31 protein-coding genes, 1 tRNA gene and 1 pseudogene are annotated in these 22739 nt (G+C 68.1%); 3 read left to right on the top strand and 30 right to left on the bottom strand.

The window, feature by feature from the left end; genetic code table 11:
* Positions 1–12: 12 nt before the first annotated feature.
* From J1792_RS15055 to J1792_RS15075, 5 genes are all read right to left on the bottom strand, one after another.
* On the bottom strand, positions 13–372 hold the full coding sequence (locus tag J1792_RS15055) for a hypothetical protein (RefSeq protein WP_207247437.1): 360 nt from the start codon (positions 370–372) through the stop codon (positions 13–15).
* Positions 372–677, bottom strand: coding sequence for a hypothetical protein (locus tag J1792_RS15060; protein WP_207247438.1), 306 nt, complete (start codon positions 675–677; stop codon positions 372–374). The genes J1792_RS15055 and J1792_RS15060 overlap by 1 nt, the downstream gene beginning before the upstream one ends.
* 68 nt (positions 678–745) lie before the next feature.
* A protein-coding gene (locus tag J1792_RS15065) for an IS5 family transposase (RefSeq protein WP_242645916.1) occupies positions 746–1626 on the bottom strand; the annotation gives its coding sequence in 2 pieces (ribosomal slippage) (positions 746–1249 and positions 1252–1626; 879 coding nt in all).
* Positions 1627–1650: 24 nt separating this feature from the next.
* Positions 1651–2340 carry a recombination directionality factor gene (locus J1792_RS15070; RefSeq protein ID WP_207247439.1) on the bottom strand — a complete coding sequence of 230 codons (690 nt, stop codon included), beginning with the start codon at positions 2338–2340 and terminating at the stop codon, positions 1651–1653.
* A 169-nt stretch (positions 2341–2509) separates the two neighbouring features.
* On the bottom strand, positions 2510–3307 hold the full coding sequence (locus J1792_RS15075; RefSeq protein ID WP_207247440.1) for a hypothetical protein: 798 nt from the start codon (positions 3305–3307) through the stop codon (positions 2510–2512).
* A gap of 304 nt (positions 3308–3611) precedes the next feature.
* Here J1792_RS15075 and J1792_RS15080 point away from each other — a divergent pair, with 304 nt between their 5' ends.
* Positions 3612–3791 carry a hypothetical protein gene (locus J1792_RS15080; RefSeq protein ID WP_207247441.1) on the top strand — a complete coding sequence of 60 codons (180 nt, stop codon included), beginning with the start codon at positions 3612–3614 and terminating at the stop codon, positions 3789–3791.
* A gap of 420 nt (positions 3792–4211) precedes the next feature.
* Positions 4212–5051, top strand: coding sequence for a 2OG-Fe(II) oxygenase (locus J1792_RS15085; RefSeq protein ID WP_207247442.1), 840 nt, complete (start codon positions 4212–4214; stop codon positions 5049–5051).
* A 285-nt stretch (positions 5052–5336) separates the two neighbouring features.
* Here the strand turns inward: J1792_RS15085 and J1792_RS15090 are convergent.
* The 9 genes from J1792_RS15090 to J1792_RS15130 form a co-directional block, all read right to left on the bottom strand.
* Positions 5337–5423 (bottom strand) — tRNA-OTHER (locus J1792_RS15090).
* Positions 5424–5468: 45 nt separating this feature from the next.
* Positions 5469–5657: a hypothetical protein gene (locus J1792_RS15095; RefSeq protein WP_207247443.1), complete on the bottom strand. Its 189-nt coding sequence runs from the start codon at positions 5655–5657 to the stop codon at positions 5469–5471.
* Positions 5642–6229, bottom strand: a complete 588-nt coding sequence (locus tag J1792_RS15100; protein ID WP_207247444.1) for a deoxynucleotide monophosphate kinase family protein — start codon at positions 6227–6229, stop codon at positions 5642–5644. The genes J1792_RS15095 and J1792_RS15100 overlap by 16 nt, the downstream gene beginning before the upstream one ends.
* Positions 6230–6328: 99 nt before the next feature.
* Positions 6329–7015 (bottom strand): NPCBM/NEW2 domain-containing protein, encoded by a 687-nt coding sequence (locus J1792_RS35790; RefSeq protein ID WP_372446110.1) that lies wholly within the window; start codon positions 7013–7015, stop codon positions 6329–6331.
* Between the two features lie 57 nt (positions 7016–7072).
* Positions 7073–7363 carry a hypothetical protein gene (locus J1792_RS15110; RefSeq protein WP_207247446.1) on the bottom strand — a complete coding sequence of 97 codons (291 nt, stop codon included), beginning with the start codon at positions 7361–7363 and terminating at the stop codon, positions 7073–7075.
* Positions 7360–7602 carry a hypothetical protein gene (locus J1792_RS15115; RefSeq protein WP_207247447.1) on the bottom strand — a complete coding sequence of 81 codons (243 nt, stop codon included), beginning with the start codon at positions 7600–7602 and terminating at the stop codon, positions 7360–7362. Before J1792_RS15115 ends, J1792_RS15110 begins: the two co-directional genes overlap by 4 nt.
* The gene (locus tag J1792_RS34095; protein WP_242645925.1) at positions 7599–8711 is read right to left on the bottom strand and encodes a peptidoglycan-binding protein; all 1113 of its coding nucleotides are present in this window, start codon (positions 8709–8711) and stop codon (positions 7599–7601) included. The genes J1792_RS15115 and J1792_RS34095 overlap by 4 nt, the downstream gene beginning before the upstream one ends.
* Before the next feature lie 453 nt (positions 8712–9164).
* Positions 9165–9749 carry a hypothetical protein gene (locus tag J1792_RS15125; RefSeq protein ID WP_207247448.1) on the bottom strand — a complete coding sequence of 195 codons (585 nt, stop codon included), beginning with the start codon at positions 9747–9749 and terminating at the stop codon, positions 9165–9167.
* The gene (locus tag J1792_RS15130) at positions 9724–10902 is read right to left on the bottom strand and encodes a hypothetical protein (RefSeq protein ID WP_207247449.1); all 1179 of its coding nucleotides are present in this window, start codon (positions 10900–10902) and stop codon (positions 9724–9726) included. Before J1792_RS15130 ends, J1792_RS15125 begins: the two co-directional genes overlap by 26 nt.
* Before the next feature lie 441 nt (positions 10903–11343).
* On the opposite strand from J1792_RS15130, the gene J1792_RS15135 reads away from it, so the two are divergent.
* The gene (locus J1792_RS15135) at positions 11344–11742 is read left to right on the top strand and encodes a TolC family protein (protein WP_207247450.1); all 399 of its coding nucleotides are present in this window, start codon (positions 11344–11346) and stop codon (positions 11740–11742) included.
* Between the two features lie 58 nt (positions 11743–11800).
* Here the strand turns inward: J1792_RS15135 and J1792_RS15140 are convergent, their stop codons facing one another.
* The 16 genes and pseudogenes from J1792_RS15140 to J1792_RS15210 form a co-directional block, all read right to left on the bottom strand.
* Complete coding sequence (locus J1792_RS15140; RefSeq protein ID WP_207247451.1) at positions 11801–12316, bottom strand: hypothetical protein; 516 nt, start codon at positions 12314–12316, stop codon at positions 11801–11803.
* On the bottom strand, positions 12313–12735 hold the full coding sequence (locus J1792_RS15145; protein ID WP_207247452.1) for a hypothetical protein: 423 nt from the start codon (positions 12733–12735) through the stop codon (positions 12313–12315). The genes J1792_RS15140 and J1792_RS15145 overlap by 4 nt, the downstream gene beginning before the upstream one ends.
* An 89-nt stretch (positions 12736–12824) precedes the next feature.
* The gene (locus tag J1792_RS15150) at positions 12825–13403 is read right to left on the bottom strand and encodes a hypothetical protein (RefSeq protein ID WP_207247453.1); all 579 of its coding nucleotides are present in this window, start codon (positions 13401–13403) and stop codon (positions 12825–12827) included.
* Positions 13396–14460, bottom strand: coding sequence for a hypothetical protein (locus J1792_RS15155; protein ID WP_207247454.1), 1065 nt, complete (start codon positions 14458–14460; stop codon positions 13396–13398). Before J1792_RS15155 ends, J1792_RS15150 begins: the two co-directional genes overlap by 8 nt.
* Complete coding sequence (locus tag J1792_RS15160; RefSeq protein ID WP_207247455.1) at positions 14457–15419, bottom strand: hypothetical protein; 963 nt, start codon at positions 15417–15419, stop codon at positions 14457–14459. The genes J1792_RS15155 and J1792_RS15160 overlap by 4 nt, the downstream gene beginning before the upstream one ends.
* A 3-nt stretch (positions 15420–15422) precedes the next feature.
* Positions 15423–17552 carry a phage tail protein gene (locus J1792_RS15165; RefSeq protein WP_207247456.1) on the bottom strand — a complete coding sequence of 710 codons (2130 nt, stop codon included), beginning with the start codon at positions 17550–17552 and terminating at the stop codon, positions 15423–15425.
* 13 nt (positions 17553–17565) lie between these two features.
* Complete coding sequence (locus J1792_RS15170) at positions 17566–18006, bottom strand: hypothetical protein (RefSeq protein WP_207247457.1); 441 nt, start codon at positions 18004–18006, stop codon at positions 17566–17568.
* Between the two features lie 47 nt (positions 18007–18053).
* Positions 18054–18386 (bottom strand): hypothetical protein, encoded by a 333-nt coding sequence (locus J1792_RS15175; RefSeq protein ID WP_126912863.1) that lies wholly within the window; start codon positions 18384–18386, stop codon positions 18054–18056.
* Positions 18387–18468: 82 nt separating this feature from the next.
* A complete protein-coding gene (locus J1792_RS15180; RefSeq protein ID WP_207247458.1) occupies positions 18469–19068 on the bottom strand; it encodes a phage tail tube protein in 600 nt (199 codons plus the stop codon).
* 77 nt (positions 19069–19145) lie between these two features.
* On the bottom strand, positions 19146–19592 hold the full coding sequence (locus J1792_RS15185; RefSeq protein WP_207247459.1) for a hypothetical protein: 447 nt from the start codon (positions 19590–19592) through the stop codon (positions 19146–19148).
* On the bottom strand, positions 19592–20089 hold the full coding sequence (locus J1792_RS15190) for a hypothetical protein (protein WP_207247460.1): 498 nt from the start codon (positions 20087–20089) through the stop codon (positions 19592–19594). Before J1792_RS15190 ends, J1792_RS15185 begins: the two co-directional genes overlap by 1 nt.
* Before the next feature lie 124 nt (positions 20090–20213).
* Positions 20214–20624 (bottom strand): annotated as a pseudogene (locus tag J1792_RS36095) (phage tail termination protein); the annotation flags it as partial.
* A complete protein-coding gene (locus J1792_RS15195; protein ID WP_207247461.1) occupies positions 20621–20932 on the bottom strand; it encodes a DUF5403 family protein in 312 nt (103 codons plus the stop codon). The pseudogene J1792_RS36095 and the gene J1792_RS15195, both read right to left, overlap by 4 nt.
* Positions 20904–21257, bottom strand: coding sequence for a hypothetical protein (locus J1792_RS15200; protein ID WP_207247462.1), 354 nt, complete (start codon positions 21255–21257; stop codon positions 20904–20906). The genes J1792_RS15195 and J1792_RS15200 overlap by 29 nt, the downstream gene beginning before the upstream one ends.
* Positions 21254–21715 carry a hypothetical protein gene (locus J1792_RS15205; RefSeq protein ID WP_207247463.1) on the bottom strand — a complete coding sequence of 154 codons (462 nt, stop codon included), beginning with the start codon at positions 21713–21715 and terminating at the stop codon, positions 21254–21256. Before J1792_RS15205 ends, J1792_RS15200 begins: the two co-directional genes overlap by 4 nt.
* Positions 21716–21727: 12 nt before the next feature.
* Positions 21728–22663 (bottom strand): phage major capsid protein, encoded by a 936-nt coding sequence (locus tag J1792_RS15210; protein WP_207247464.1) that lies wholly within the window; start codon positions 22661–22663, stop codon positions 21728–21730.
* Positions 22664–22739 lie beyond the last annotated feature (76 nt).

Below are 22739 nucleotides of genomic sequence, written 5' to 3' on the forward strand. Positions count from 1 at the left end.
CTTTCTCTCTCCTCAGTCGTCGGGGGCATCGACCCCCAGAAGCCGGGCCCGGACCCGGCGGAAGGTGCGTACGTCCATCACGGCGTAGCCGTCGCCCACGCCCTTGCGGGGGCGCTTGATCAGCGCCACCCCGAACGGCGAGCCGACGTTGCGCGCCTCGCGGTTGGCCTGTTCGACGAAGCCGGCGAGGTCGTACGCCTTGACGGCCTTGGCCTCGCCGGTGAAGGGGTAGGCGTCCAAGTCGCCGATATCGTTCACGCCTGTCTGCGCGTTGCGGCGCACCTGGGTGTTCCGGTCGGCCAGCCCCTCGTTGAGGTAGTCCCGCAGGGCCGATTCCCAGGCCGTGCCCCTGGCCTTGTGTACGTTGGCCACTACTGGACGTGCCGCCAGCTCGTGCCGTCGACGATGTGACGGGTGGCCCGCTCGGAGATGCCGAAGGCGTGGCCGAGGGTGGCCAGGTGGGCGCCGGCTGCGGCGGCCGACCGGATCGCGCGGACCTTGTCCTCGTTCAGCTTGGCCGAGCTGTTGCCCGTGCCCGTCGACGGGTGAACGTCGGGCAGGAGGGTGTCCTGGCGGAACGGCCATCGCATGATCTCCTCGGCGCTCAGCATGCGGCGGCCGGGGAGGGTGGTGCTGGTCAACCTGTCGATCTCCATGGGGTGTCGGTCGGTGGTCACGGGCCCGCCGCGGTGGTTCCTCGACGCAGCAGGCCCACGGAGTCACGTCCGGGTGCTAGGGTCCGTCTTCAAATTGATCTTGCCCAGAGCAGGAGTGATGCGAGTGTGACTGCTGCTTCGTAGGAGGTGGCGGTCTTCTCGTAGCGGGTGGCGATGCCGCGGAAGCCTTTGAGTTGGTTGAAGCAGCGTTCGACGGTGTTGCGGCGGCGGTAGATCTCGCTGTTGAAGCTTGTCGGCCGGCCGCCTCGTCGGCCTCGGTTTCGGCGGTGCCGCTTCTGGTCGTTCTTCTCCGGGATCGTGTGTCCGATGCCGCGTTTACGCAGGTAGGCGCGGAAGCCGCGTGAACTGTAGGCCTTGTCTGCGATCACGTGATCTGGGCGGCAGCGGGGCCGGCCTGGTCCGGTACGGGGCACTCGGATGCGTTCGAGCAGGGGGCGTGCGCAGATGCCGTCGTGTCGTTGGCCCGGAGTGAGCAGGATGGCCAGGGGGCGGCCGCGGCCGTCGCAGGCGAGGTGGATTTTGCTGGTCAGGCCTCCCCGGGATCGGCCGAGGGCGTGATCGTCCGGTTCGTCCGTCCGGTGCCTCCCCCTTTTCGGCCGGTGGCGGCGGCGTGCTGGTGGGCGCGGACGATGGTGGAGTCGATCTGGACCAGCCAGTCGATGTCACCAGCGGCGTCGGCACGGGCCTGGATCCGTTGCAGGGCCCGGGTGAACACGCCGTCGATGGCATAGCGGCGGAAGCGAGTGTAGACCGTCTTCCACGGGCCGTAGCGTTCTGGCAGGTCACGCCAGGAGACCCCGGTCCGGATCTTGTAGACCATCCCGTTGATGACCCTGCGGTCCTCGGTCCGAGGCCGGCCTCTGCTGGCACTCGGTATCAGCGGAGCCAGTAACTCCCACTCGGAGTCGGTCAGTTCATGACGTCGAATCACGACACCATGATCCACCATCGAACGACCATTTGAAGACGGACCCTAGAACGGGGCCTCGGCCGGCTGCACGGCCTTGTGGACGTCGATGACGGGCTTGCGATACCGCACGTCGATGCCGCTCTTGGTCTGGAACTCCACGAGTTCCAGGCGCAGCGTGCACAGCGCGGGACCGCCGACGGCTTCCAGCTTGTTCTCGACCTCGTGCAGAACCTTGACCAGCTCCCAGGAGCCGGACACGAAGCGGAAGCGGCCGAGGTCGGGCTGGTCGGCGAGGGAGAACGTCACCTCGACGGAGGGGGCCGGGCCCCGGCCGGTCTTGGCCGCGGCCTTGCGGTCGGCCAGCAGGGCAGGACAGCCGCACGGGGTGCCCTTGTCTTCCTCGGGGCTCAGGAACTCCACGCCGTCGCACTCGTGGATGGGGCCCTGCCGGCCCCACAGGACCATGCGGGAGCGGATGGCCTGCGGACCATCGATGATGATCTTCATGGCGTCGGCTTCGGTGAGGACTTCCAGCCGGTCCTCGGCCGATGTCTCCCACTCCTCCGGCCGGCCGCCGTACGTCTTGGCGACAGCGTCGGCGACCTCAGGGTCGCCGGTGGTCACGCGCCAAGCGCTCAACGATTCCGGCCTGTTGCCCGCCATACGGCCCGACCGGAACCGCCCTACCGTGTCGCTGCTGAATCGCGGCTTCGGCCGGCTCTCGGGGTCGGTCTCGAAAATGCGCAGGCTCAAGTAATTCTCCGTGCTCTGTGTGGCGTTGGTGAGCAGAGAGGGGCGCGCGGCCCCTCTCTCGGAGGGCTTGAGTTCGGGCGGGGTACAGCTGCGTTCAGCGACGGTCCCCGGTCGCCAGCCACAGCAAGCACGGCGACGACCAGGGCGAGCCCCACGACCGGTTCGAAGGTCACTGGGATGCCCGGCGCTGGGTGCCGGTGACGAGGGCGGAGCCGCCGGACATCACCGGCTTGCCGATGACCACCTTCGACCGCTCTCGCTCCCAGTCGAAGGTCTCGCGCAGGGCGAGGAAGTGGCCGAAGACCTCGTCGGATATCTCCACGGGCTTGAGCGCCCACTGGTCGGCGGTCACGTGCAGGACCGCGCCGGCCTCGCACCGGGGCATCGGATGCTTGAGCCCGTCGGCGTCGATGATGTGGTCCGCCCGTGCGTAGGCCGTCAGCTGGAGGGACACGTCCGCGTAGGTGTCCTTCGACGTCTTGTAGTCCAACATCACCGTCTCTCCGTCAATGCGGCAGATGGCATCGAAGGACCCGGCGTAGACATACCGGTCGCTCCAGGCGACGTCTTCCATCCGCAGGAACTCCGGCTGTGCCCGGTCCAGGAACTCGCAGAAATGGGCCCGGTACGGTTCGAGGTCGGGGTGGACCCGGCGGACGATCTCCCCGCGCGCCAGGCGTTCGAAGAGGTCGTGGGCGTCGGAGCCGAGGGCGGCGCGCTGCTGGGTGTACCTCCTCGCCGCCCCCTTGAGGTAGTCGACCGCCCCATCCGCATCGTTCAGCGCCAGGCCCACCACCGAGCCGAGGTTCTGCACCGCACACTCCGCCGTCATCTTCGCCTGCCAGAACGCCAGGAACGGCTTGGGCAGGCACGAGATGATCGAGGTGACTCCGGGGACCTTGATGCCGCTCTCGGGCTCCACGTAGAACCGTGAACCGCCCCGCATGATCGTGTTCGCGCCTGCCATCGCACCCTCTCCGCAGCCCCGCCAACGGCGGGGGTCGTCTCTTGCGGAGGGCTTGAGTTCAGGCGGGGTACAAGATCGGTGGCGACAGCAGGAAAATCGCTGTCGTCACCTTCTTTCCTTATATGCGGGTAGGGAAGAAGGTACGTGCAGCAGCTGTTTTGCTGCACCGCGCCCAGACCCTGGTGATCACTACTGAAGGTCGACGGACGGTCACTAGCGCGGGACGCGCGCTGATCCCCGCTCCTGACTACTGGATAGAGGGGCCGCTGGTGCGCTGGTCACCGCTTGAGCGGAGCCCGCTGCCTTGGACTCCCAATCGCGCCTGCTTCATACAGCGTCCGGCGTCGCCCCTGCCGAAGTCGCCCGCCGCGCGGGCCACAGCATCGCCGTCCTCTTTCGCTTCTACGCCAAGGTCATCCACGGCAGCCAACAGCACTTCAACGAAAAGATCGATAAGGCCCTGATGGAAACGAACAAACGGTAGTACCACCCAACTCCCAATAGCCCTACCCGACTCAAACACGGGTAGGGCTTTCTACTTCCTGCGGCCAGAAGGCAGACTCTAGTTGCCGGTTCCCTACTAGGCTTCAGTGGACGACCAGTTGCGAGAGTAGATCAACCACAGACCTGATCTGCAGCCCCCAAGGGGGCTGCCACTGATCGACGCCAGCATCAGCTGGCATGTATTGACAAAACCGCCATCTAGTCATCAACTAGAAGTAGACAGAGATAGTTGGCGTTCATACCGCAGCTAATTGGCTGTCGGGGTGCCGGAGAGGCCTCACCAACAAGCAGAGGCCTAACTCTTCAGTAAACGGCTTCTCGTTCCGCGAGACAATTCGCGCTTCCCATCCACTTTGCATGCGAGGGCGCCAGGCGCAGGGTTGTGGTTCAAGTGCACCCTATGAATGAACTCCCCACCCCCTTCTCTGAACTCTCCAGCGATAGCGTGGCTAACGTTGAGAGAGTAAGTGGGGCAGACCTACTCGCTCTTGCCAAAGGCGAGATCTTGGCGATCTCTGCCGATGAATACTGCGACCCAGACCTCGGGCGCTCCATCACGCAACATCTGCTGAATGATGAGCGTTACACCGGGTATCCAAACGTGCCAGATGTGCACAAATGGGGGCTAAATACGTACGACGGCTTTTCAAGCCCGGAGCGCGAAGAGCACTACTTCAACGACGCCCTTCCTGCAATCCAGTCACTGCGAGAGTACTGGTCCCCGAGCATCTCTCCAATCGACCGACTTAGATTGGAACTGCAGGAGGGGTGGCCTGCTGGAGCGAACTTGGAGTACCTCGACAACCGGGCACTGTTTGTGGGGCAAGCGCGAATATTCCACGAAGGCAAGGGGGCAATACCTCACCAAGACTTCCTGCCTTGGGAGTTGCGCGACCTCCGCAAGTCTGAGAGAACAGATCGGGCACCCGAACTCATCGGGCAGCTTACAGCAAACATATATCTGCAGACCCCTCAAAGCGGGGGTGAGCTTGAACTTTGGCTGCACGGCTACGACCATCCTGAATACAAAACCAAGCTAGACGCCCCCGACAGCTACGGACTAAGCCGCGACCTCATCCCTGACCCAGCGTTGGTACTCTCGCCACGCGATGGGATGCTAATCCTTTTTCACGCCACTCGGGTCCACGCGGTACGACCATCGGAAGCGTGCGACCGTGTAGCAATCAGCACCTTCATCGGAGTTCGCGGAATTGATCATCCTCTGACGTACTGGAGTTAGCGCACTTCATTCTGGCTCTCGGCTATTACAGCCACCGATTCTCGACCGCTGACGTCGCCGCCCCAGGCCCCCATCCGACCTTCACAAGGGCCGGCGCTTCTCGTAGCCCGCGGACGGAAGACAGCACTCCGTCAGTCGCGAGGGCTCGAACGCCTGGGCCACAGATGGGCCACACGCCCTGGTCAACCCCGGGAAACGGGCGGTACGAGGTGAGACAGACCCCCAACACCAAAGGGGCGCCCCGAACCGGGGCACCCCTTCTGACCTGCGCTAATTCTCACAAGGCGGAGACTGTGGGATTCGAACCCACGGTGACGTTGCCGCCACTACGGTTTTCAAGACCGTATTCCTCGGGGAACGCATGAAGGCCCCCGCAACCGATCCTGAGGACCGACCATGGGGGCCAGGAGGGCGGGGTCAGCGCGCCCGGTTGATGGACGGCACGCCGTCCCGGTAGCCAGGCACCTCAGCGTGCACTCGGGCGTCCGCCGCCCACTGCTCGCGCAGCTCGCGCGGCGTGACCGCCACCCGCGGACTCTCGTCCACGGTGTTCAGCACGTTCTCGGCGGGCACGGCCCGCAGGAGCTTGATCAGTAGGTGTCGCATCGGCTCTTCCTGGTCTGTTCCATGGCCGCGTCCACCTGACGGTGCAGCGCGGCAAGTGTTCTGTTGTTGTTGATCAGCAGCTCCCCGTGGTGGAGGGGCAGTCGCTCGGATTCATGCGCCACGTCCGGGAGCCCCGGCCGGTCGACGGACCACAGGGCGAAGCCGTGCGCGGCCAAGGCGTGCACCTCGTTCTCGAAGCGGACGTCCGGCACGACGACGGGGCGAGCGTCCCCCTCCCGGTGCACGGTGTCGGCGCCCCGGAGCAGCACGTCGACCCAGTGGTCCGCGTTGATGTGGTGACGTACGCCTTCTGTGCCGAGGCGTTGCAGGAAGCGCCGGGCCTCGGGGTAGCGCTCCTTGACCGTCTCCCAGCCGAAGAGGCGCACCGCCTCGGCGAGACGCAGGGCGCTGCCGTCCCGCGCAGCGGGGGCAATTACGGGGTCTATGCCGAGGGCCATGTCCTTGAGCGGGTCGGCCAGGGCCATGCGCCGGAATCCGTGTGCTTCGACGAGTCGTGCGGCCACGGTGTCCTTGCCGCTGCGTGCCCGTCCGATGATCCCGATTCCTCGCACCCTTACCCTTCCCTCGGCTGACGCGAGGGTTGAGTTCGGGAGGGGTACAGCTCAGCCGATCACTAACGGCACGCCTGTCGAACTGGGGCTGCCCTACCGCTACTTTTCCAGGCGGGCATCTCCCCAAACTCCATGAGAGTAGTTATCGTAATATTCGCCCCTCGTGAATTTAACTTTCAATTTAAGAGTCTGCATACCGGCTACCGCGAAACGTAGCTCCCGAGGGTCACCCTTAGAAAGCTGCTGCATATACAGAATGCGATTATCGCCGTTTAGTTCAAAAGTCAGCGATCCACCCGTTGGGGAGTCATCGCTCACCCCGATGGTGGCGACGAATCGCTTCCAGCTACCCCCCAAGCTGTACTCAACATCATTGGCAGGGAGGGTATCTCTATCGACTCTTAGCGAGACACTCTGAGGATACGTTCGACCGCGGAGGTCGACCGAACCCACGTCTGCATTATGGCTTGAAGACAGCGGAGTAAAGTCGGAAAGATATTGCGTTTCAGATTCCGTGCCGTCTACCCCTGAACTGGGTTTAGGGCTGCTGTTGACGCTTTCGCTCGCCGAAGGAGAATGCGTTGGCGTTGGCGTTGGCGTTGGCGTTGGCGTTGGCGTTGGCGTTGGTGGTGGCGGGGGCGGCTCATCACAGGAACGCAGAGTTAGGAACGTCAATAGAGCAACGGCAATCGTGCAGATCGCTGCACAATTTGCCAACCCTCCGTTTTCTCTGCGCCAATCGACCACTCGGCCAGTATCCATGCACCCTTGGGGAAGGTGCAGCATTACGCCAATCGTGGTGAACGCAGCCCACCTATCGACGCTCCATTGGCGGCACAGGGCTTACTTCTGCGATGAAGATGAATATGTGACCGCAGCTTCCCTCGATCCGATTGCCTGCCCAGGGATGGCCTCGACTTCCTCGCGGAGCACCGCGCGATGGTTGGGGGTGACGCGGGCTCGCGCGCCGTGGCCGAGGAACAGCGTCACGGCGGCCACGACGGCACCGACCATGGGTTCGGTGTGCTCGATGCCGGCGAGTGCGGGAACCCACGCTCCCAGCAGGGAGAGAGCGGCCACGACGATGGCGCGCACCATCACGGGGTTGTCTCGGATGTCGTCTCTGATGATCATGCCTTTCCGGTGACGCGGATGGCCTCGGCGACGATCGCGCCGAGGGCGGAGACCCCGGCCAGGGGTGCGGCGTAGCGCCACCGTTCGATGGCGCGTAGCCGGGTCTCGTGGTCGGCGAGTTCCGCGGCCGTGGTGGTCTGGGTCTGGGTCAGCCCTCGGACGTCATCGCGCAGGCCCACGATCTGGTCGTAGATCTCGCGGGCGGAGATGCTGACGCCGAGGGAGTCGCGTTCGTTCATGCCGCCGTCACCAGCTCGGGCACGGTGCGCGCCAGCTCGGCGCGCACGGCGTCCTTCTTCGAGGTCGGCTTGACCGGGCGGAAGGTGATCGAGCCGTCCGCGTTCTTCTCCATGGTCCACAGCCCCTCGCCCAGGGGATCGGCCGGCGCGGGCTTGGCCTTCTCCGGCGGATCGGCCGGCTTGGCGGGCTTCGGCTGTGCCGGCTTGGCCAGGGCCGGCTCCTGCGGCTGCGTCGGCTTCGTGGGGGCAGGGGCCAGGAGCTTGCGCAGGGAGACGGGTCCGGGGATGCCGTCGGCGTCCACGCCGGTGAAGCCGAGGGAGCGCTGGAAGTCGGCGTAGTTGCGCTGGTCGGCCTGCGACCATCGGGGGCCGGGACCTTCGGCGTAGTGGCGGCCGAAACCCTTGTCCACCAGGGCCTTGCCCAGGGCCGTGATGTGTGGTCCATACGCGCCGGGGCCGTACTCGTGGCCGCTGATGCTGACTCGGCCGACCGACGGCTCGTCCTGGTCCCGCCGGGGCGTGTCGGGTGCCGGTGAGGAGGGCTTGGCCGGAGCGGGCTTGGCGGTGGCCGGGACGGTCAGCTCCTGGCCTTCGGTGATCCGGTCAGGGTGGTCGATGCCGGGGTTCAGAGAGAGGAGAGCCGATACGGTGGTGCCGCACAGGGCGGCAATCGCGCTCAGTGTCTGCCCTCGTTTGATGGTCCACCGTCCCGGGCTGGCCGGGGCGGGAGTATCACCGGCGAGGGTGGCGAAGGCGGGGCGGCCGAAGCCGAGGATCATCGACCGGGGGCGGGTGCGGTAGTACACGCCGTCGCCGTTGTTCTGCGAGCCGGCCGTGCCGCTGGAGGTATTGCCCTCAACCGTCTTCACGCTCGTCCCGGGTTCGGCGTCGGCCAGGGCGATGCCGACGTGGTAGGCGACGCCGTCGCCGTTGTGGAAGAACACCACGTCGCCGGCCCTGGCCTGCGCCTGCGACCCGTACCACTGGCCGCGGCTCTTGAAGAACTCGACGTGCGAGGGGCAGTAGGCGAACTTCCCGACCGCCGCCGCGTTGCCGGTCCGCTCGGCGCAGTACGAGACGAACATGTCGCACCAGGGCTGCCAGTTCATCGGGTACCAGCGGCCGAAGGCGGTGTCGTTGTTGCGGCCTTCCTTGTACTTCTGGTCGGCCCACTTCCTCGCTTCGGCGAGGAAGGCGTTACGGGAACCCAGTGCGGGCTCCTCCTTTCGAGATGACGATGACTCGGCCAGGGCCCGCGTAATTCACAACGGAGCCCTGGCAGCCAAAAATTACCTGACCCTGCCTCCAAATAACGCCTTGAGTGCCAGCAACGCACGCTCTCTAATCCGGGGGTCCGGATGCATGACCGCCGTTAGTAGCACTGCGGTGACCGCCGCCAGAAACTCCGTGCCCGGTAGGGCAGTTGTCATCTCCATGGCAAGAACATAGCGCGACCGTTCCACTGTGCGCAAATGGCGACCTTATGTATACGGCTCCACCTTATGTATAAGGTCAGCATGGATTTCCGGAATACCGGAAACAGTAATCCGGAAATTGGTGGGCTAAACGAAAGTGGGCGCCCTGTCGACCTTCGCGAGCTCCTCGTCACTCAGGTCGTCCTCGCCGAGAGCTGTCACGGTAGGCACCCAGAACGAGGCCGAGGAGCTGTCAGTCGCGGGGGTGTTGCCGCGCAGGAAGAAGCGGTCCGCGCTGTCGCCCTCGGACCAGCCGGTACGTCCGGGCCAGCGCCAGAACCACCGCAGTGTGCGGTATTTGATCGTGCCCATGCCGGGGACGTCGTAGGACTGCATGTCCCCGGGGCGGACGACGGCGCAGGGGTATCCGCCGGTGTTGTGGGTGGTCTTGCCGGTGTTCGTCTTCAGTTCGACTTGCCAGTCCTGGGCGGAGAACAGGCGCGCTTCCACCCGCAGGATGGGCTTGTTCATGCCGGAGATCGGCACTTCGGCAAGATCCACCCAGCCGGGGCCCTGGAAGCGGTGGGCGGAGCCGGGGTAGACGGCCACCGACTGGAACCGGTCGGTGCGCCCGCCGCGCGGAGGTGTGCGTTCCAGGTCGCGCAGCCGACGTTCGAGGTCGGCGAGCTGGTCGACCAGGCTCGGCTCACGGACTAGTGAAGCTCTCCGCATCAAACAGTTCCTCTTGGCACAGGGACAGCTCGCACCGGTCCGAGCCGTCCGCGTTGACCGCGACGCGCACTTCGGTGAGCACGTACGAGCTGTCGATGCGCATGAATTCGTTGGCTGAGACGAGACGGAGTTTCTGGCCCATGTTCGGGTCGAAGTAGTGGGGGGCGTAGACGTCGGGGTAGGTCACCAGGCGCGGGGTGACGATGCCCGTGGCCCCGAAGTGCAGGGCGGTGTCCCCGTGGAGATCGAGGGTGCTCTGGTGCTTGATCGATCCCATGACGTTGACGACGTCGCGCTGCGGGAAGAGCCGGCGCAGCTGTGGGTTGTCGCGGCGGGACCAGACGCCGGCGGTCTTGTCGCTGCCGCTCGCGCCGATGGTGTACGCGGTCGTCGCGATGTTCTCGCCGTTGAGGAACAGTTCCTGCACTTCGCACGTGGTGCCGTCGACCAGGTCCGGCAACGGTACGCCAGCCGGGTCGGTGGCAGTGCGTGGCGTGCGGTCGACGGTGTTGCGGATGTCGTGGCGCAGCTCGGTGCCCTCGTGGGCCCGCCATGCCGCGCTGCGGAAGAAGAAGCCGCCGATGTTGTCGGCGAGGTCCTGCATCACGTCCAGCGAGGGCTTGAACTCGTTCTCCAGAAACGACAGCTCCCGCTTGCGGGGCATCGCGGTGATGGCCGCGGTGCTGGTCTGGATGCCCCACTCGGCGCGCAGGGCCATGCGCTTGAGGATGTCGGACTGGAAGTCACCGCCGGCCTTGGTGGACCATCCGCCGTAGGCGTGGTTGGTCTCGTAGTACGACAGGAAGTCGCGCGCGGCCAGCTCCAGCGTCCGCTCCTCTAGGTCCACGCGCAGGTTCCAGACGATGCCGCCCCAGACCATGTAGCCGTCGCGGACGATGCCCAGGACGGTACGGAACGGCTGGATCGCCGGGTACCGCAGGCGGGCGTCGTCCAGTGCAGCCAGCGGGATGGTCACGGTGGCCTCGGACGGCTTGTCCATGGTGCGCCGCCAACCGACGTTCACGAAGCGGGGCGAGGCCCGGTAGACGGCGCGCCAGCCCTTCTGGCGGAAGCTGTCGGGGTGCCACCCTGTACTGCCGGTTCCCCGAGTGAAGTCGAGCGCGGGGTCTCCGTCGGGGATGAATTCGTACAACCGGGCTTCGTAGCCCGATTCGGTGACCGCCAGGGCGGCCCCCTTTCGTGCGGGTGGCCAGTCGGAAGGAGGGTTGCCGGGGCCGGCCAAGCTGGTGGGTTGCATTTTTGTTGTGACCGTTGGCTTGTGTGCCGAGGTCCCGACCGCTTAAGTCGTTCATGCGTTCAAGAAGCTACCTCGGTACGTGACCGTCTACGTAAACTGACGGCGCCCGCCCGTACGCCACACGGCCGGAGGTGACCAGTCACAGCGCCCGTGAGTTTGTGAGAGGCGTCCCAGCACTCACACACTGGGTCGGTGACAGCCATATGGAGCGTGGTAGCCCCACCTGCCGCAGCGGTCTTGACCACACTCATCGGAGTCTTCACAGGCAGCGCGGTCAGCAAGCGGGCCCAAGATCGCAGTTGGAATCGCGATCAGCAAGTGGCAGCGTGCATACGCATGCTTCAGGAATCCTCCACCGCACTGGCCAGCCTGAGTGCTATGGAGGCCAGCCGTCCTGAATCTGATCCGCAAGGGACGGTAGTGCCTACCACGGTTGACTGGGATCCCTGGAACGAGGCGCTCAGCTTGGTCAACGTCGTAGCCGACCGTGAGATCGTGGAGGCCGCGCATGCTCTCGACGAGCAGTTGTGGCGTCTGCACATCATGGTCCGACGGGGCCTGACGCCCGAGGAGAACTGGCTAGACCTGCAAGCGCGGGTCACCGCTGCCCGGGCCGACCTCATTCTCACCGCGCGTCGTCGGCTGTCCATTGCAGGGGACTCACTCCCTCGCCTGTCGGGCCGCCCCGCGCCGGACGACCCGATCTGGCCTCCGTCGCATCCCGGACAGCGGTGAGCCCGAGGTGCCGGCAGAAGCCAGCTGTCGTGTGTGACGTGGTCGGTGGCGGGTTACCTCATCGTTTGGGATAGGCGACGGCGTGCAGGTAGGTGACCTGGTAGCCGGTGCGCAGGGTGGCGCGGGTCTTGTCGCCGGCGTGCAGGCCGGCCAGCGCGCGGACGACGACGGGCACGCCGGCGGGGGCCTCGAACTGCGTGGCGACGTCCGCCCCGCAGCCCTTCGGGGAGCGCTGAGGGCGGGAGGGGGCGCGGAAGACGGTGGCCAGCTTGGTCTCCGCCGCCGCGCCGAGCTGGACTCGGATCTCGACGTCCGCCGAGGCCGGGGGCTGGTCGGGGAAGTCGCCCCACCACGAAGCGGTGAGTTCGACCTGGCGGGCGTACGGCGTGGGCTCGAACCGGACCTCGCCGAAGAGGGTCCAGCGCAGGTGGCCGGTGACGGTCAGGCCGGGCTCAGCGTAGTCGCTGCGGAACTGTGCTCCCGGCGTGCCGGCCGGCACCCAGGTGCCAGCCGTGGTCCGGGCGTACTCGGTGCCGGTCGCGGTGTCCATGTAGAGGGTCCCCGGGACGGTCATCGGTTCTCCCTCGGGTGGAGGGCGACGCGCAGGTAGGTGTCGTGCGGCCGGTCGGGGCTGATCTTCAAGCGCATGCCGGCGGTGTCCTGGCCGGCCTCGGAACGGAAGGTGAAGTCCATCGCGTACGTGACGGTGGTGCCGGCCGGGACGGGGTGCATGGTGACGGTGTCGGTCCCGCCGGCACTGGCCCAGGCCGGGGCGCGGAACATCACGGCCAGCTCGTTGGCGCTGCCCTCGCGCACGCGCAGCGAGACCGACTCGGGGGTGTCGCCGGAGAACGCAGCCCAGGCCATGGCCTTGATGACCGCCACCCGGTCGTACGCGGCCGGGGCGATCGTCACGGAGGTGAGCGGCGTCCACCGGCCCTCGTCGGCCCCGGTAAACGTGACGGCAGCCGGGAACGCTTCGGTGTAGGTCATGCCCTGGCCGGCGCGCCGCCAGGTGCCCGTACAGTCGGCCCAATAGCGGTCGCCGGTGCGGGTGTCGGTGTACCGGGTTCCGAGGGTTGCTATGTCGTGCTCCCTTGATCGGGGTAGGCGGTGGCGCGCAGGAAGGTGCCCGGTTCGGTGTCCTCGACCTTCACGGTGCACACGCCGGTGCTGCGGGGTTCGATGCCGTTGCAATGCCCGATCAGGCGGTAGGTCGCCGACGCGCCGGCCGGTAGCCGGTCGTAGGTGGAGACGTCCGCTCCGCCGCCGTCCGGCCAGCACGGTTCGCGGGTGGCTTCGCCGACCCGGCCGGTCAGGGTCCGGCCGTCGGCGAGGCGGACGTCCCGCGTGATCGTCGTGGTGGTGCTGTTGACCCGCGTGGTCTTCCCGGCTCCGTCGGAGTGCCAGGCGATGGCAGCGTCCACCGACACGATCCGCGCGTACGGCGCGGGCGGGACGAGGAGCGAACCCAGCTCGACCTCCGGGGAGGCGTTGCCGGCGTACCCCATCCGGAAGGCGTAGCGGTCGTTGTCGACGCGGGCCTGCACACTCAACGGGCGGCGCTCCGCCGGCTGCCATGTTCCGTCGTCCAGGGCGGTGTAGACGGTGCCCGCTCGAGTGTCGACGTAGGTGGTGCCAGGGGTGATCGGGTCAGCCATTACCGCCGCCCCCGATGGTGGCCGGCGCGGCGGTGAAGCCGGGGGGCGGGCCTTCGCCGGCCATGACGAGATCGGCGGAGCCGACCTTGAACGGCTTGCCGGTGCTCCCGGACTCGGCGACCCACAGGGCCCCGTCTTTCGCGTACAGGACTGCGCCGTCCTGCGGACGGTCCGGGGCGGCCGCGCAGGGGCCGAGGGTGACGACGCCGGCCGGGGTGACCTTGAACCGCTCGGTGGTGATGTTCTGCTTCACGACCAGGTCGCCGCCGACCGTCGCGCCGGTGTTGGCCTCGACGGTGCCTGTCTCGCCCTTGGCGCCCTTGAGGCTGCCGAGGAACGCCCAGTCGCCGCCGGCCTTGTTGAACAGGCCCATGGTCGCGGTGTTGATCCACTGGTCCCCGTTCAGGCCCTCGGCCTTCGCCGGGTCCACCGTGGCGGCGTAGAACTTGTTGCCGTCGCGGTGCCAACCCTCCTCGGTGCGCACGAAGCGGTTGCCGGTGGAGAAGTTGGTGTACTGGGTGCCGAGGCGGAAGCGGGCCAGCTCGGCCGGCGCGGGGTCCTCGCCGCGCGCAGGGCCGGTGCGGGTGACGAGGTACTGCCCCCACCCGTAGGCGTACCGCTGGTCGTAGTCCGGGGGCAGGTTGAGGGTGCCGTCCGGGTAGCGTGCGAACTTCGCGACGACCAGCCGCCGGCCCTCGTCCGTGGCCGGCGGGACGTCGTCGGGCACCACCTGGGGCACCAGGGCGTTGCGCCAGTCGCCGTGGGCGATGTCCTCGACGTACAGCACGACGTAGCCGGACTGTACGGACGCCGGCACCGGGACTTGCAGGGCGGTGTCGGACTCCACCCAGTACACGCCGCCGGCCTCGTCGCCGTCCTTGACCCACGCCCTGCCCGGGGCGAGTGCGACGTAGCCGGGGCCGTGGAGGGCGGACAGGGACGGCTCAAAGCTCTCGCGGCTGTCGAAGCCGGCCACGAAGTCCTGCATGGAGCCGAACATCCTGCGGAAGGTCTGCGCCGGGTAGTCGGCCTCTTCCTGAAACGCGACTGTGATCACACGAACCTCCCGGGCTGCCACTCGACGAAGCCGCTGGCGGACCCGTCGTAACTCGTCTTGCTCTGCTCGATGGAGACCTCCACCGTCCGGCCGGCCTCCGCCCGCGCCCACTGGGTGAGGGTCGGCGCGACGGTCGTTCCCGCGCTCGCGCCGTCCGCGTAGTGCGTGAGCGCCGGGGGGCCGGTCACGGGGACGTCGAGCACCAGGCGCTCACCGGCGGTCAGCCGGAACGGTGTGCCGTCCGGCCACCGCTCGACGCCCATGCGCCCCACGACCTGGCTGGCCTCCTTGAACACCAGGACCGGCCCTTCAACGGGCCCGCGGATCTCCGCTCGCAGCGCGGCGGTGTCCATCGACCCGTTGGTGAGCAGCGCGGTGCGGGGCGGGCCCCAGCCGCCGTCACGCGGGATACGCAGCGGCATGCGCAGCGCCCGGTGCCGGCCGAAGCGGTAGCCGCCGCGTTTGAAGTCGGTGGAGGGGGCCAGTTCCTTGCGGATCGGGCGCACGGCCCGAATCCATGGCTCGGTGCATTCGAGCTGCACGTCGACGAGGGGGTGGAACTGTCCGTACGTCTCGTCGATGCTGGTCTCCCGTTTACGGACGCGGCCGGCGACCTGGGCCCAGGCGCCTTGGGCGACGCCGGGCAGGCAGAAGGAGAACGGCTGCTCGTTGCGGGAGTGGGTGAAGGCCGCGGCGACCTCGCCCATGAGGAGATCGAGGTGTTCGGAGTCGTCGGCCATCACCCGGAACGTGATGCTGACGACGCGGCCGCGCATGTAGTCGCGGCCGGGCAGCAGCCCGTCGTAGTTGACGAGTTCGAGGTCATGGGACTTCACGTCCGGCATGGCGGCGAGCCCGTCCACCTTCACCGGCAGGAGCGGGGAGTCCCCGCCCAGGAGCACGCCTCCGTACGCGAGCGTCCACGGCGTGCCCGTGAACGGGATGCGCGCCGACTTCATCGTTTACCGTCCAATCCGCAGCTGCCATGCGACCTCGCGGCCGATCTCGCGCGGGTCCGCGTTCGTGCTGGCGTTGATCGTGATCGGCCTCTCGGTCCGGTCCGTCTTGCCGCCCCGGTGCCGCTCCCGGTTGTCGTCCGCGCTGCGGCCGGCCTTGCGGCCGAAGTCGCCGACCAGGGAGCGGGAGACGATCTGCTGGAGGGGCTGGAGAGCGTCCGCGATCGGATCGCTGTACCCGACGGGCGACGGCCCGAAGTCGGGCAGGACGGGCAGGGCCATGAACGGCGAGGGGGCCGCGTAGCTCATGGGCATGGCGGCCAGGGACATGAAGCTGGAGAACGGCGACATGACCGCGTCCTTGATGCCGGAGATGACGCCGCCGACGGACACCGACTTCAGGCCGGAGATGAAGCCGTTGACGACGTCCTTGCCCTTCTGGACCAGCCACGATCCGGCGTCGCCGATCGCGCCGAGGACCTTGTCCTTCAGGCCCCGGCACCAGCTCACCAGGTCGCCGAGCTTCGAGACCGCGCCGTCCTTCGCCCGGCCGAACCAGTCGGCGAACTTGCCCGGCAGCTCGCCGAGCTTGGCGCAGGCGTCGCGCACCCAGCCGACTGCGCGGGAGACCGCGTCGGAGATGGCCTGCCAGATGTTTGCCGTGACGTTTCTGCACGCGTCCCAGGCGGACGAGACCTTGTCCTGTACCCACTGCGCGCCCTGCGACGTGGCGTTGGTGATCCACTGCCAGGCGGAGCTCACCTTGTCGGAGCACCACTGCCACGCCGCGCCCGTCTTGTCCTGCACCCACTGCCAGGCCGCCGGCACCTCCGTGCGCACCCAGTCCACCGCCGTGGCGATGGCCGAGCGCATGGCCTCCCAGGCTTGGGCGAAGAGGTTCAGGGCGCCCATGGTGGCCTGGAGCCCGGAGACGAACTGCATCAAGATCCACGATGCGAGGTCGACCAGGAGCTGCATGGCCTCCGGGTTGTCCGTCAGCGCCCGCATCACCCCGCGCAGGGCCTCGGCCAGGGTGTTCAGCGCCTGCGGCGCGAAGTCGGCCAGGGAGACCAGCAGATCGGCGAAGGCGCTGGTGACGACCGACAGGAAGTTGATGAAGGCGTCGAAGACCTTGGACAGGGTCGGCGCGTTCTGCGCGAGCTTGTCGAAGAAGTCCCCGACGATCCGGCCGAGTTCGGCGAACCCCGTCGAGACGTGCTCGACAAAGTCCTGCATGCCCGACTCGTTGAGCGCCTTCGTCAGGCGCGGCAGGAGCTTGTCCGCGAAGCCGGTCAGGCTGCGGACGAGGGGATCGACGTACTGGGTGCCGGCCTCGAAGAAGGACCGGAACATCCCCCGGGAGGAGCCGAGCCACCCGCGGATGTGGTCCAGGGCGGCCTTGACCGGCCGCTCCATCACCGAGGCGGCGTCCGCGAAAACGGACTTCGCCTCCTTGGCGACGGCGGAGAACGACGACTTGAGCTTGTCGGTCCCCAGCGCCAGAGCAGCGATGCCGGCGGCCATCGGCAGCAGCGGGACCGCTGCCAGGGCGGCGACGGCGACCAGGCCGGCACCCGCGACGACCGCGAGGGTCATCAGCGAGGCGACCGTGGCCATCACGGCCACCTGCACGCCGCTGCCGATCGCGCTGCTCGCGGCACCGGCCGCGCCGGCGATGCCGCTGAAGGTCTGACGGCCGCCGGCCAGCAGATCGGAGAAGCCGGCCCGTACGGAGGTGAACGCGGTGCCGAAGCCGGCCGCGATCATCTCTCCAGTGCCGGAGAGGAGCTGCCGGGCGCCGTCGACCGCGCGGCCGACGTTGCCGAGGAAGCCCCGGTCCACCCGTGCCTGAATGCGCACATCGCGCCGACGGGTGAGCGCCAACAGGCGTGCCTCGGCGCGCCCGGCGTCCACGTCCGGGCGGATGGTCGGGGTGATGCGACGCGCGCGGCGGGCCAGGGCGTCCAGCCGGCCCCGTGCCGTGGCGTCGTCGACGTCCACATGGACACGCACTCGCGCCTGCCGCTCGATGCGGTCGAGATACCGCTGGAGCGACTGGTGGAAGTTGCTGGTGTCCGGGAGGACCTTGATATGGACACGGCCGCCTTCGGGCCCGCCCGGCCCCCCACCTGCCAAATGGTGCTCCTTGCTAGTTGACGATGAAGGGGGGCGCCTCCGGCTGCTCCTTCGAGCGCTCGGCGACCACGGCCGGGATGGCGACCGACGCGCGGACGGGCGCGAGGTGCGGGGTGCGCGGCCGGTCGCCGGCCAACGCGGAGGCAAAGGGGTTCGAGGCCCGCTCGGTGGTGCCGGCCGCCTTGCCGGGGCGCGGGTAGGGCGTCGGTTTCTCCAGGGCCCCGAGCCGCTTCGCGCGCTGCGTGAGCGCCACGTAGGTGTTCCACTGCACCGCGTCCACCAGGTCCGCGAGGATGTGCGCGTGGACGTCCCAGCCGACGGCCTGCCGGCCGCCGAGGAGAGCGGCCATGACGGCCGCGTCGTCGGGAAGGTTCTCGACAAGCGCCAGAACGGCGCGGGCCGACATCTCGCCCCGGAAGTACGCCAGCAGATCTACCGAGTAGAACCGGTGCAAGTCCGCGTAGATGGCGGCCCCGTGCTCGTCCAGCAGCCTGACGAGACTCAGGCTTCCGGGACCTCCGCAGCCTCCATCCACGCCTCGAAGATCCGCGAACGGCCGTCCAGCGGCAGCTCGTCCAGAGCCGCCGCCATGGCCTTCTTGTCGGTCGCGACCGCGACCAGGGCCGCGTCCATGGCGTGGATCTTGGTAACGTCCGAGACCTTGTCGGAGCCGAGGGCGTCGATGTGCGCCAGCACGGCCTTGAGGTCACCGCCCGGCACGGTGGCCAGCGGACGCAGGTGGATCGTTTCGCCAGCGGGGCCGATGAAGGTCAGGCCGGCGGATGCCTTGCTCTCGGCCTCGGCCTTGAGATCAGCGAAGTTCAGGGTGGTCAAGCAGAGGTCTTTCTCAACGGGCCGCGAGGGCGGATTCCACCGCTGCGGCTACCGGCGACGACGCCGGCGGAACGCGGGAAGGTCAGAGCGGATAGCGCTCGGTCACGGTGCCGGTGGAGCCGCCGTAGCCGAGGATGGTGGCCTTCACGGGCACCTCGGACAGGGCGGCCGGGTCCAGGGTGATGGAGTCGCCGCCGATGATGGCCACCTTGGGGTAGTGCCAGGCGACGGCGTTGTCCCCGTCCGTACCGACGATCAGAAGCGCCTTTTCCGTGGCCGTGGGATTCAGCGGGATGTTGAAGCCGACCGGCTTGGAGGTGACGGGGTCGGTGATGACCGCCTCGTCCCCCGCCCCGTAGTAGAGCTTGTACGTCTCGACGGTGAAGTCCTCAAGATTCACCGTGAGCGCGTACGTCTTCTTGGGGTTGGTCTGCTTCAGGTTCGGGTTCTGCCAGGACCCCAGGGTCTCGGCGTCGTCGCCGTCCACCGACATCTCGATGCCGTTCTCCAACGACGTGTTGCCCACATCCCGCCAGGCCGTGGACTTCACACCGCCGACCTGCGGCATGGTGGCGTTCGGGTCCTTCGGAAGGATGGGAAGCGCCGGCATCGGTGTGCCGACTTCCGCCACGTACACGTACCCCTGTGAGGGGTTGATGACGGGTTCGATCTTCTCGGCCAAGGGCCGCCTTTCAAGCATGCCGACGGCCCGCCCGGGAATCCCGTGCGGGCCGTCAGTGATCGTTCATGTGCAGAGGCTTAAGAACCAGCCCACTGGTGGGCGACTCGTGTCGACCAAGCGTCCGTGCCCTTGACGGACACGTCGTATTCGTAGATCTGACCGACCACCGGGTACGGCTCGGGGGCCACGTGGACCTGCCGGTAGCCGTTCTCATTCGGGGGTCTGCCGGGGGCGGTGACGGTCCGCAGGAGCGTGCCGTTCTTGAAGATGCGGATGGTGTAGTCCTCCGCGCCTTCGACCGGCAGCCACATCACGTGTACCTCGTTAGGTGCGCCGCCGTCCCGCCAGACCTGCACGTCCTTGGGGGCCTCCGGGGCGGGGGCGGGCAGGGTCACGGTGAAGGCGAAGCGCCGCCCGGCCCGGTCCTCGAAGGAGCCGTCGAAGCGGGTGGCGGTGCCGGGGTAGGTGTGGTGGCAGGTCACCGCGGACTCGGTTCCGGGAATGTCCACGATCTCCGCCGCCATCAATCGCCCCAGGTGATTTGGCCCTTGCCCGCGACGGCGTTGCGGATGGTGGCGGACACCTTGCGCGGGTCGTCCTCGAAGTAGCCGAGCTGGACGTCCAGGTCGCGCGGGAGCCGCACGGTTACCGTGGCGGTGGCGGTGTGGCCCTCGAAGCCGGCGTCCTTCCAGGACGGAACGGTGACCGTGATGGTCTTCTCGCCGTCGGCGGTGAAGGCGTGCCGCTCGGTGAGCTTGCCGGCCGAGACGGCGGGGGTGGCCGGCGGGGAGCCGTCGCCCCAGTCCACCGTCACGCCAGGCTTGACGCCGGTGGCCGACAGCACGCCTTCGAAGTTCGAGCCGGCGTCCATGGCCCAGGAGATTTCCACGGGCAGGACGGGCGCGGTCGTGACGGTCTTGGTGTTGCCGTCGGCGTCGGTGACCGTGACCGTGTGCGCGCCGGGCGTCTTGTACTCGTGCTCGACCACGACCGGGTCGGATCCGATAGTGATGTCGGCCATGTGACCGTCTCCCCAATCCAGGCGCGCGGGGCCGGCGGCTGCGCCAGCCACCTGCGCGCGGTAGTACCTGCCGTCGTCCCGGTCCGCCGCGAGCGCCATCGTCAGCGGCGGGCGGGCGGGCGGTCAGGGGGCGGGCGTTGAGCTGATAGGTGGCCGTGAACCGGCAGGCCCCCGGGTGGCCGGCGGTCAGCGCGTCGCCCGTCATGAACGGGCCGGTGACCTCAGTGAAGCGGCTCAGGTAGCCGTCCGGTCCCCGATGCTGGTCCCGGCATGCGGCCAGCAGGGCACCCCGGGCCTGCCGGGCGAGGAGCGAGGCGGCCGGCCGCGAGGCGGCGAGGGCTTCGACGGTGAACATGCCGGAGTCGATGAAACGCGGGTCTCGGGCCTTGCCGCCCACCCGCCGGGCGACGACCAGCGGCAGGAGCCCGGCCCACTGCTGCGGCATCGCCACCCGCACCGCCGTGCCGGCGGGCAGGTAGGCGCGCAGCGCCTCCAGGACAAGCGCTTCGGTGTCGGGCAGGACGTACACGGTCACCTCCGGCTGCGGGGGCCGCTACCCGCGCCCACCACGTGCTCGATGGCGTGGATGCCCTCGACCCACTCGCCGGCCTTGGTGAAGTGGCCATAGTTGATCGAAGCGCTGTTGCGGTCCTCCAGGTTGACCGAGTAGCCCTTGCGATGCCGGCGGACCTTGATGCCGCGCTCGAACGCGCCGGTCTTGCGGTGCGGCGCGGCCGCGGCCTTGATCTCGCCCGCCACGACCGTGGCGTGGGCCTTGAGAACCTGCATGACGCCGGGCATCCCGGCAACGGTCTTATGGATGTTGGGCTTCACGTACGCCACCGCTGCCCCCTTCGATCACGGCGGACAGGTAGCGAGTACGACGTGAGGCCCCGTGCACGCGCGGCGGGTCCACCACGTGCCACAGCTCGCCGTCCATCTCGACCCGCGCCCACGCCTGCACCGCCTCGCACGGCCCGGTGAGCACCTTCCAGCGCACCGGTGCCGCCCAGCCCGTCGCCACCCCTTCCAGGGCGTCCAGGGGCTGCACGAAGGCCCGGATGGTCACAGGCCGGCCCAGGCCCGGGGCGGAGCCGCCGTACCCGTCGTCGGTCTCAGCCGGCGGGTACACCCGCAGCTCGACCGGGGCCCGGCGATCGAAGATCACACGAGCCCCCGCTGGTCGAACGGGTCCGGGTACGGGTAGCCGGCGCACCGGTCGGTAAGGAGGACGGCCCGGACGGTCTCCAGCGAGCGCATGGCGCTGCGGCCGGACAGCCGCTCGACCAACAGTTGCTCGCCCTTCGACAGGGAGCCGCCCACCGCGCCCTGCTCGGGCATGCGGTAGCTGTACTCACCGGCCGATTCGCTCACGAACCCTTCGGGGTTGCGCACGCGGCGTTCGGCCACCGCCAGGACGATGGCCTTGACCGCCGCCGGGACCGGCCGGGGCTGGCCGTCGACGACCGCGCCCCAGGACGGGTTCCCGTATGCCCGCACGATCGCCGAGGCGTCGTCCAGGGCGGCCTCGGCCTGCTCCCGGTCGGCCCCCGTGAAGGTGCCGCCGTAGCGGCGTTCCAGTTCGGCGAGGTCGGCGAGCCGGCCCGCGGACTGTATGTCCGTCACGCGGGGCCTGCCTTACTTACCGGTGCCGTTGCCCTTGAGGGTGATCGGCACGTACCGGCAGAACTCCGCGAGACCGGTGATCGGGTCGGGGCCCTCGAACAGCGGCTTGGCGCCCGCGAAGACGTCGCAGATCGACAGGTCGGAAAGGCCGGCGGTGTCCCAGTCCTGAATCCAGCGCATCGCGTAGCCCTGGTAGGACTCCGAGCCCGAGTGCTTGGCGCCCATGGACGCCTGCGGGGCCCGCACGACCAGGGCGAACGCCTCACGGGTCATCGCCAGCGCGCCGCCCTTGATGTAGTTCGACTTGAAGACCTGGAAGTTGAGGATGTCGCCGACGTTCGCGCTGCGCAGGGCCTCGGTGCTGCCGGACTGGTCGGCGCGGACGAACAGATCGTCCTTGAGCAGTTCACCGTAGAAGGCGGGCGAGACGACCAGGATGCGGCCGGTGTCCGGGACGTTGCCCTCGTCCATGGTGACGCCGGCCGCGATGATGGCCTCGCGCACCGCCTTGGCCTTGGACGGGTCGACCGTGGCCGTCTCCGGGACGGCCTTGATGGCGGCGTTCATCGGCTCCGCGATCGTGCCCTCGATGCGCTCGCCGATCTTACGGACCTGCGGGGCGAGGACCTGGGCGGCGAAGCTCTCGATGTCCAGCGTCAGCTCACGCGAGGTGACCTTGACCGGGTGAATGAAGTGGTGGTCCAGGCGGACCGGCACCGAGGACTCGCGGACGTCGAGATAGCCCTGGGTACCGCTGCCGATGTTCGGCGTGGCGGTGCCGGCGTCGTGCGCGTCCTGCGTCTGGCCCGGCTTCTTGATGTTGACGACGTTGCCCACGCCGCCGGTGAACTCGCTCTCGGCGTCCCGGTGGACCAGACGGCCCAGGACCAGCTCGGCGGCGAGGAGGGAGAGAGCCTGACGGGCGGCCTTGCCGCCCGCGTTCTCCATAGTGATGAAGCTATGAGCCAAGGGGTGGTGCAACTACTTTCGGTACGCGAAAGCCCCTGGGTGCAGGGGCCGGGGG

It is taken from the genome of Streptomyces triculaminicus (assembly GCF_017349075.1).
Taxonomy (GTDB): Bacteria; Actinomycetota; Actinomycetes; order Streptomycetales; family Streptomycetaceae; genus Streptomyces; species Streptomyces triculaminicus.

What these genes read in the sequence shown, in the direction of transcription:
- J1792_RS15075 (WP_207247440.1), bottom strand. Translation starts at nt 3,307, where the DNA reads ATGGCAGGCGCGAACACGATCATGCGGGGCGGTTCACGGTTCTACGTG.
- J1792_RS15085 (WP_207247442.1), top strand. Translation starts at nt 4,212, where the DNA reads ATGAATGAACTCCCCACCCCCTTCTCTGAACTCTCCAGCGATAGCGTG.
- J1792_RS15095 (WP_207247443.1), bottom strand. Translation starts at nt 5,657, where the DNA reads ATGCGACACCTACTGATCAAGCTCCTGCGGGCCGTGCCCGCCGAGAAC.
- J1792_RS35790 (WP_372446110.1), bottom strand. Translation starts at nt 7,015, where the DNA reads ATGCTGCACCTTCCCCAAGGGTGCATGGATACTGGCCGAGTGGTCGAT.
- J1792_RS15110 (WP_207247446.1), bottom strand. Translation starts at nt 7,363, where the DNA reads ATGATCATCAGAGACGACATCCGAGACAACCCCGTGATGGTGCGCGCC.
- J1792_RS15115 (WP_207247447.1), bottom strand. Translation starts at nt 7,602, where the DNA reads ATGAACGAACGCGACTCCCTCGGCGTCAGCATCTCCGCCCGCGAGATC.
- J1792_RS34095 (WP_242645925.1), bottom strand. Translation starts at nt 8,711, where the DNA reads ATGAACTGGCAGCCCTGGTGCGACATGTTCGTCTCGTACTGCGCCGAG.
- J1792_RS15125 (WP_207247448.1), bottom strand. Translation starts at nt 9,749, where the DNA reads ATGCGGAGAGCTTCACTAGTCCGTGAGCCGAGCCTGGTCGACCAGCTC.
- J1792_RS15135 (WP_207247450.1), top strand. Translation starts at nt 11,344, where the DNA reads ATGCTTCAGGAATCCTCCACCGCACTGGCCAGCCTGAGTGCTATGGAG.
- J1792_RS15140 (WP_207247451.1), bottom strand. Translation starts at nt 12,316, where the DNA reads ATGACCGTCCCGGGGACCCTCTACATGGACACCGCGACCGGCACCGAG.
- J1792_RS15145 (WP_207247452.1), bottom strand. Translation starts at nt 12,735, where the DNA reads ATGACCTACACCGAAGCGTTCCCGGCTGCCGTCACGTTTACCGGGGCC.
- J1792_RS15150 (WP_207247453.1), bottom strand. Translation starts at nt 13,403, where the DNA reads ATGGCTGACCCGATCACCCCTGGCACCACCTACGTCGACACTCGAGCG.
- J1792_RS15160 (WP_207247455.1), bottom strand. Translation starts at nt 15,419, where the DNA reads ATGAAGTCGGCGCGCATCCCGTTCACGGGCACGCCGTGGACGCTCGCG.
- J1792_RS15185 (WP_207247459.1), bottom strand. Translation starts at nt 19,592, where the DNA reads ATGGCGGCGGAGATCGTGGACATTCCCGGAACCGAGTCCGCGGTGACC.
- J1792_RS15190 (WP_207247460.1), bottom strand. Translation starts at nt 20,089, where the DNA reads ATGGCCGACATCACTATCGGATCCGACCCGGTCGTGGTCGAGCACGAG.
- J1792_RS15210 (WP_207247464.1), bottom strand. Translation starts at nt 22,663, where the DNA reads ATGGAGAACGCGGGCGGCAAGGCCGCCCGTCAGGCTCTCTCCCTCCTC.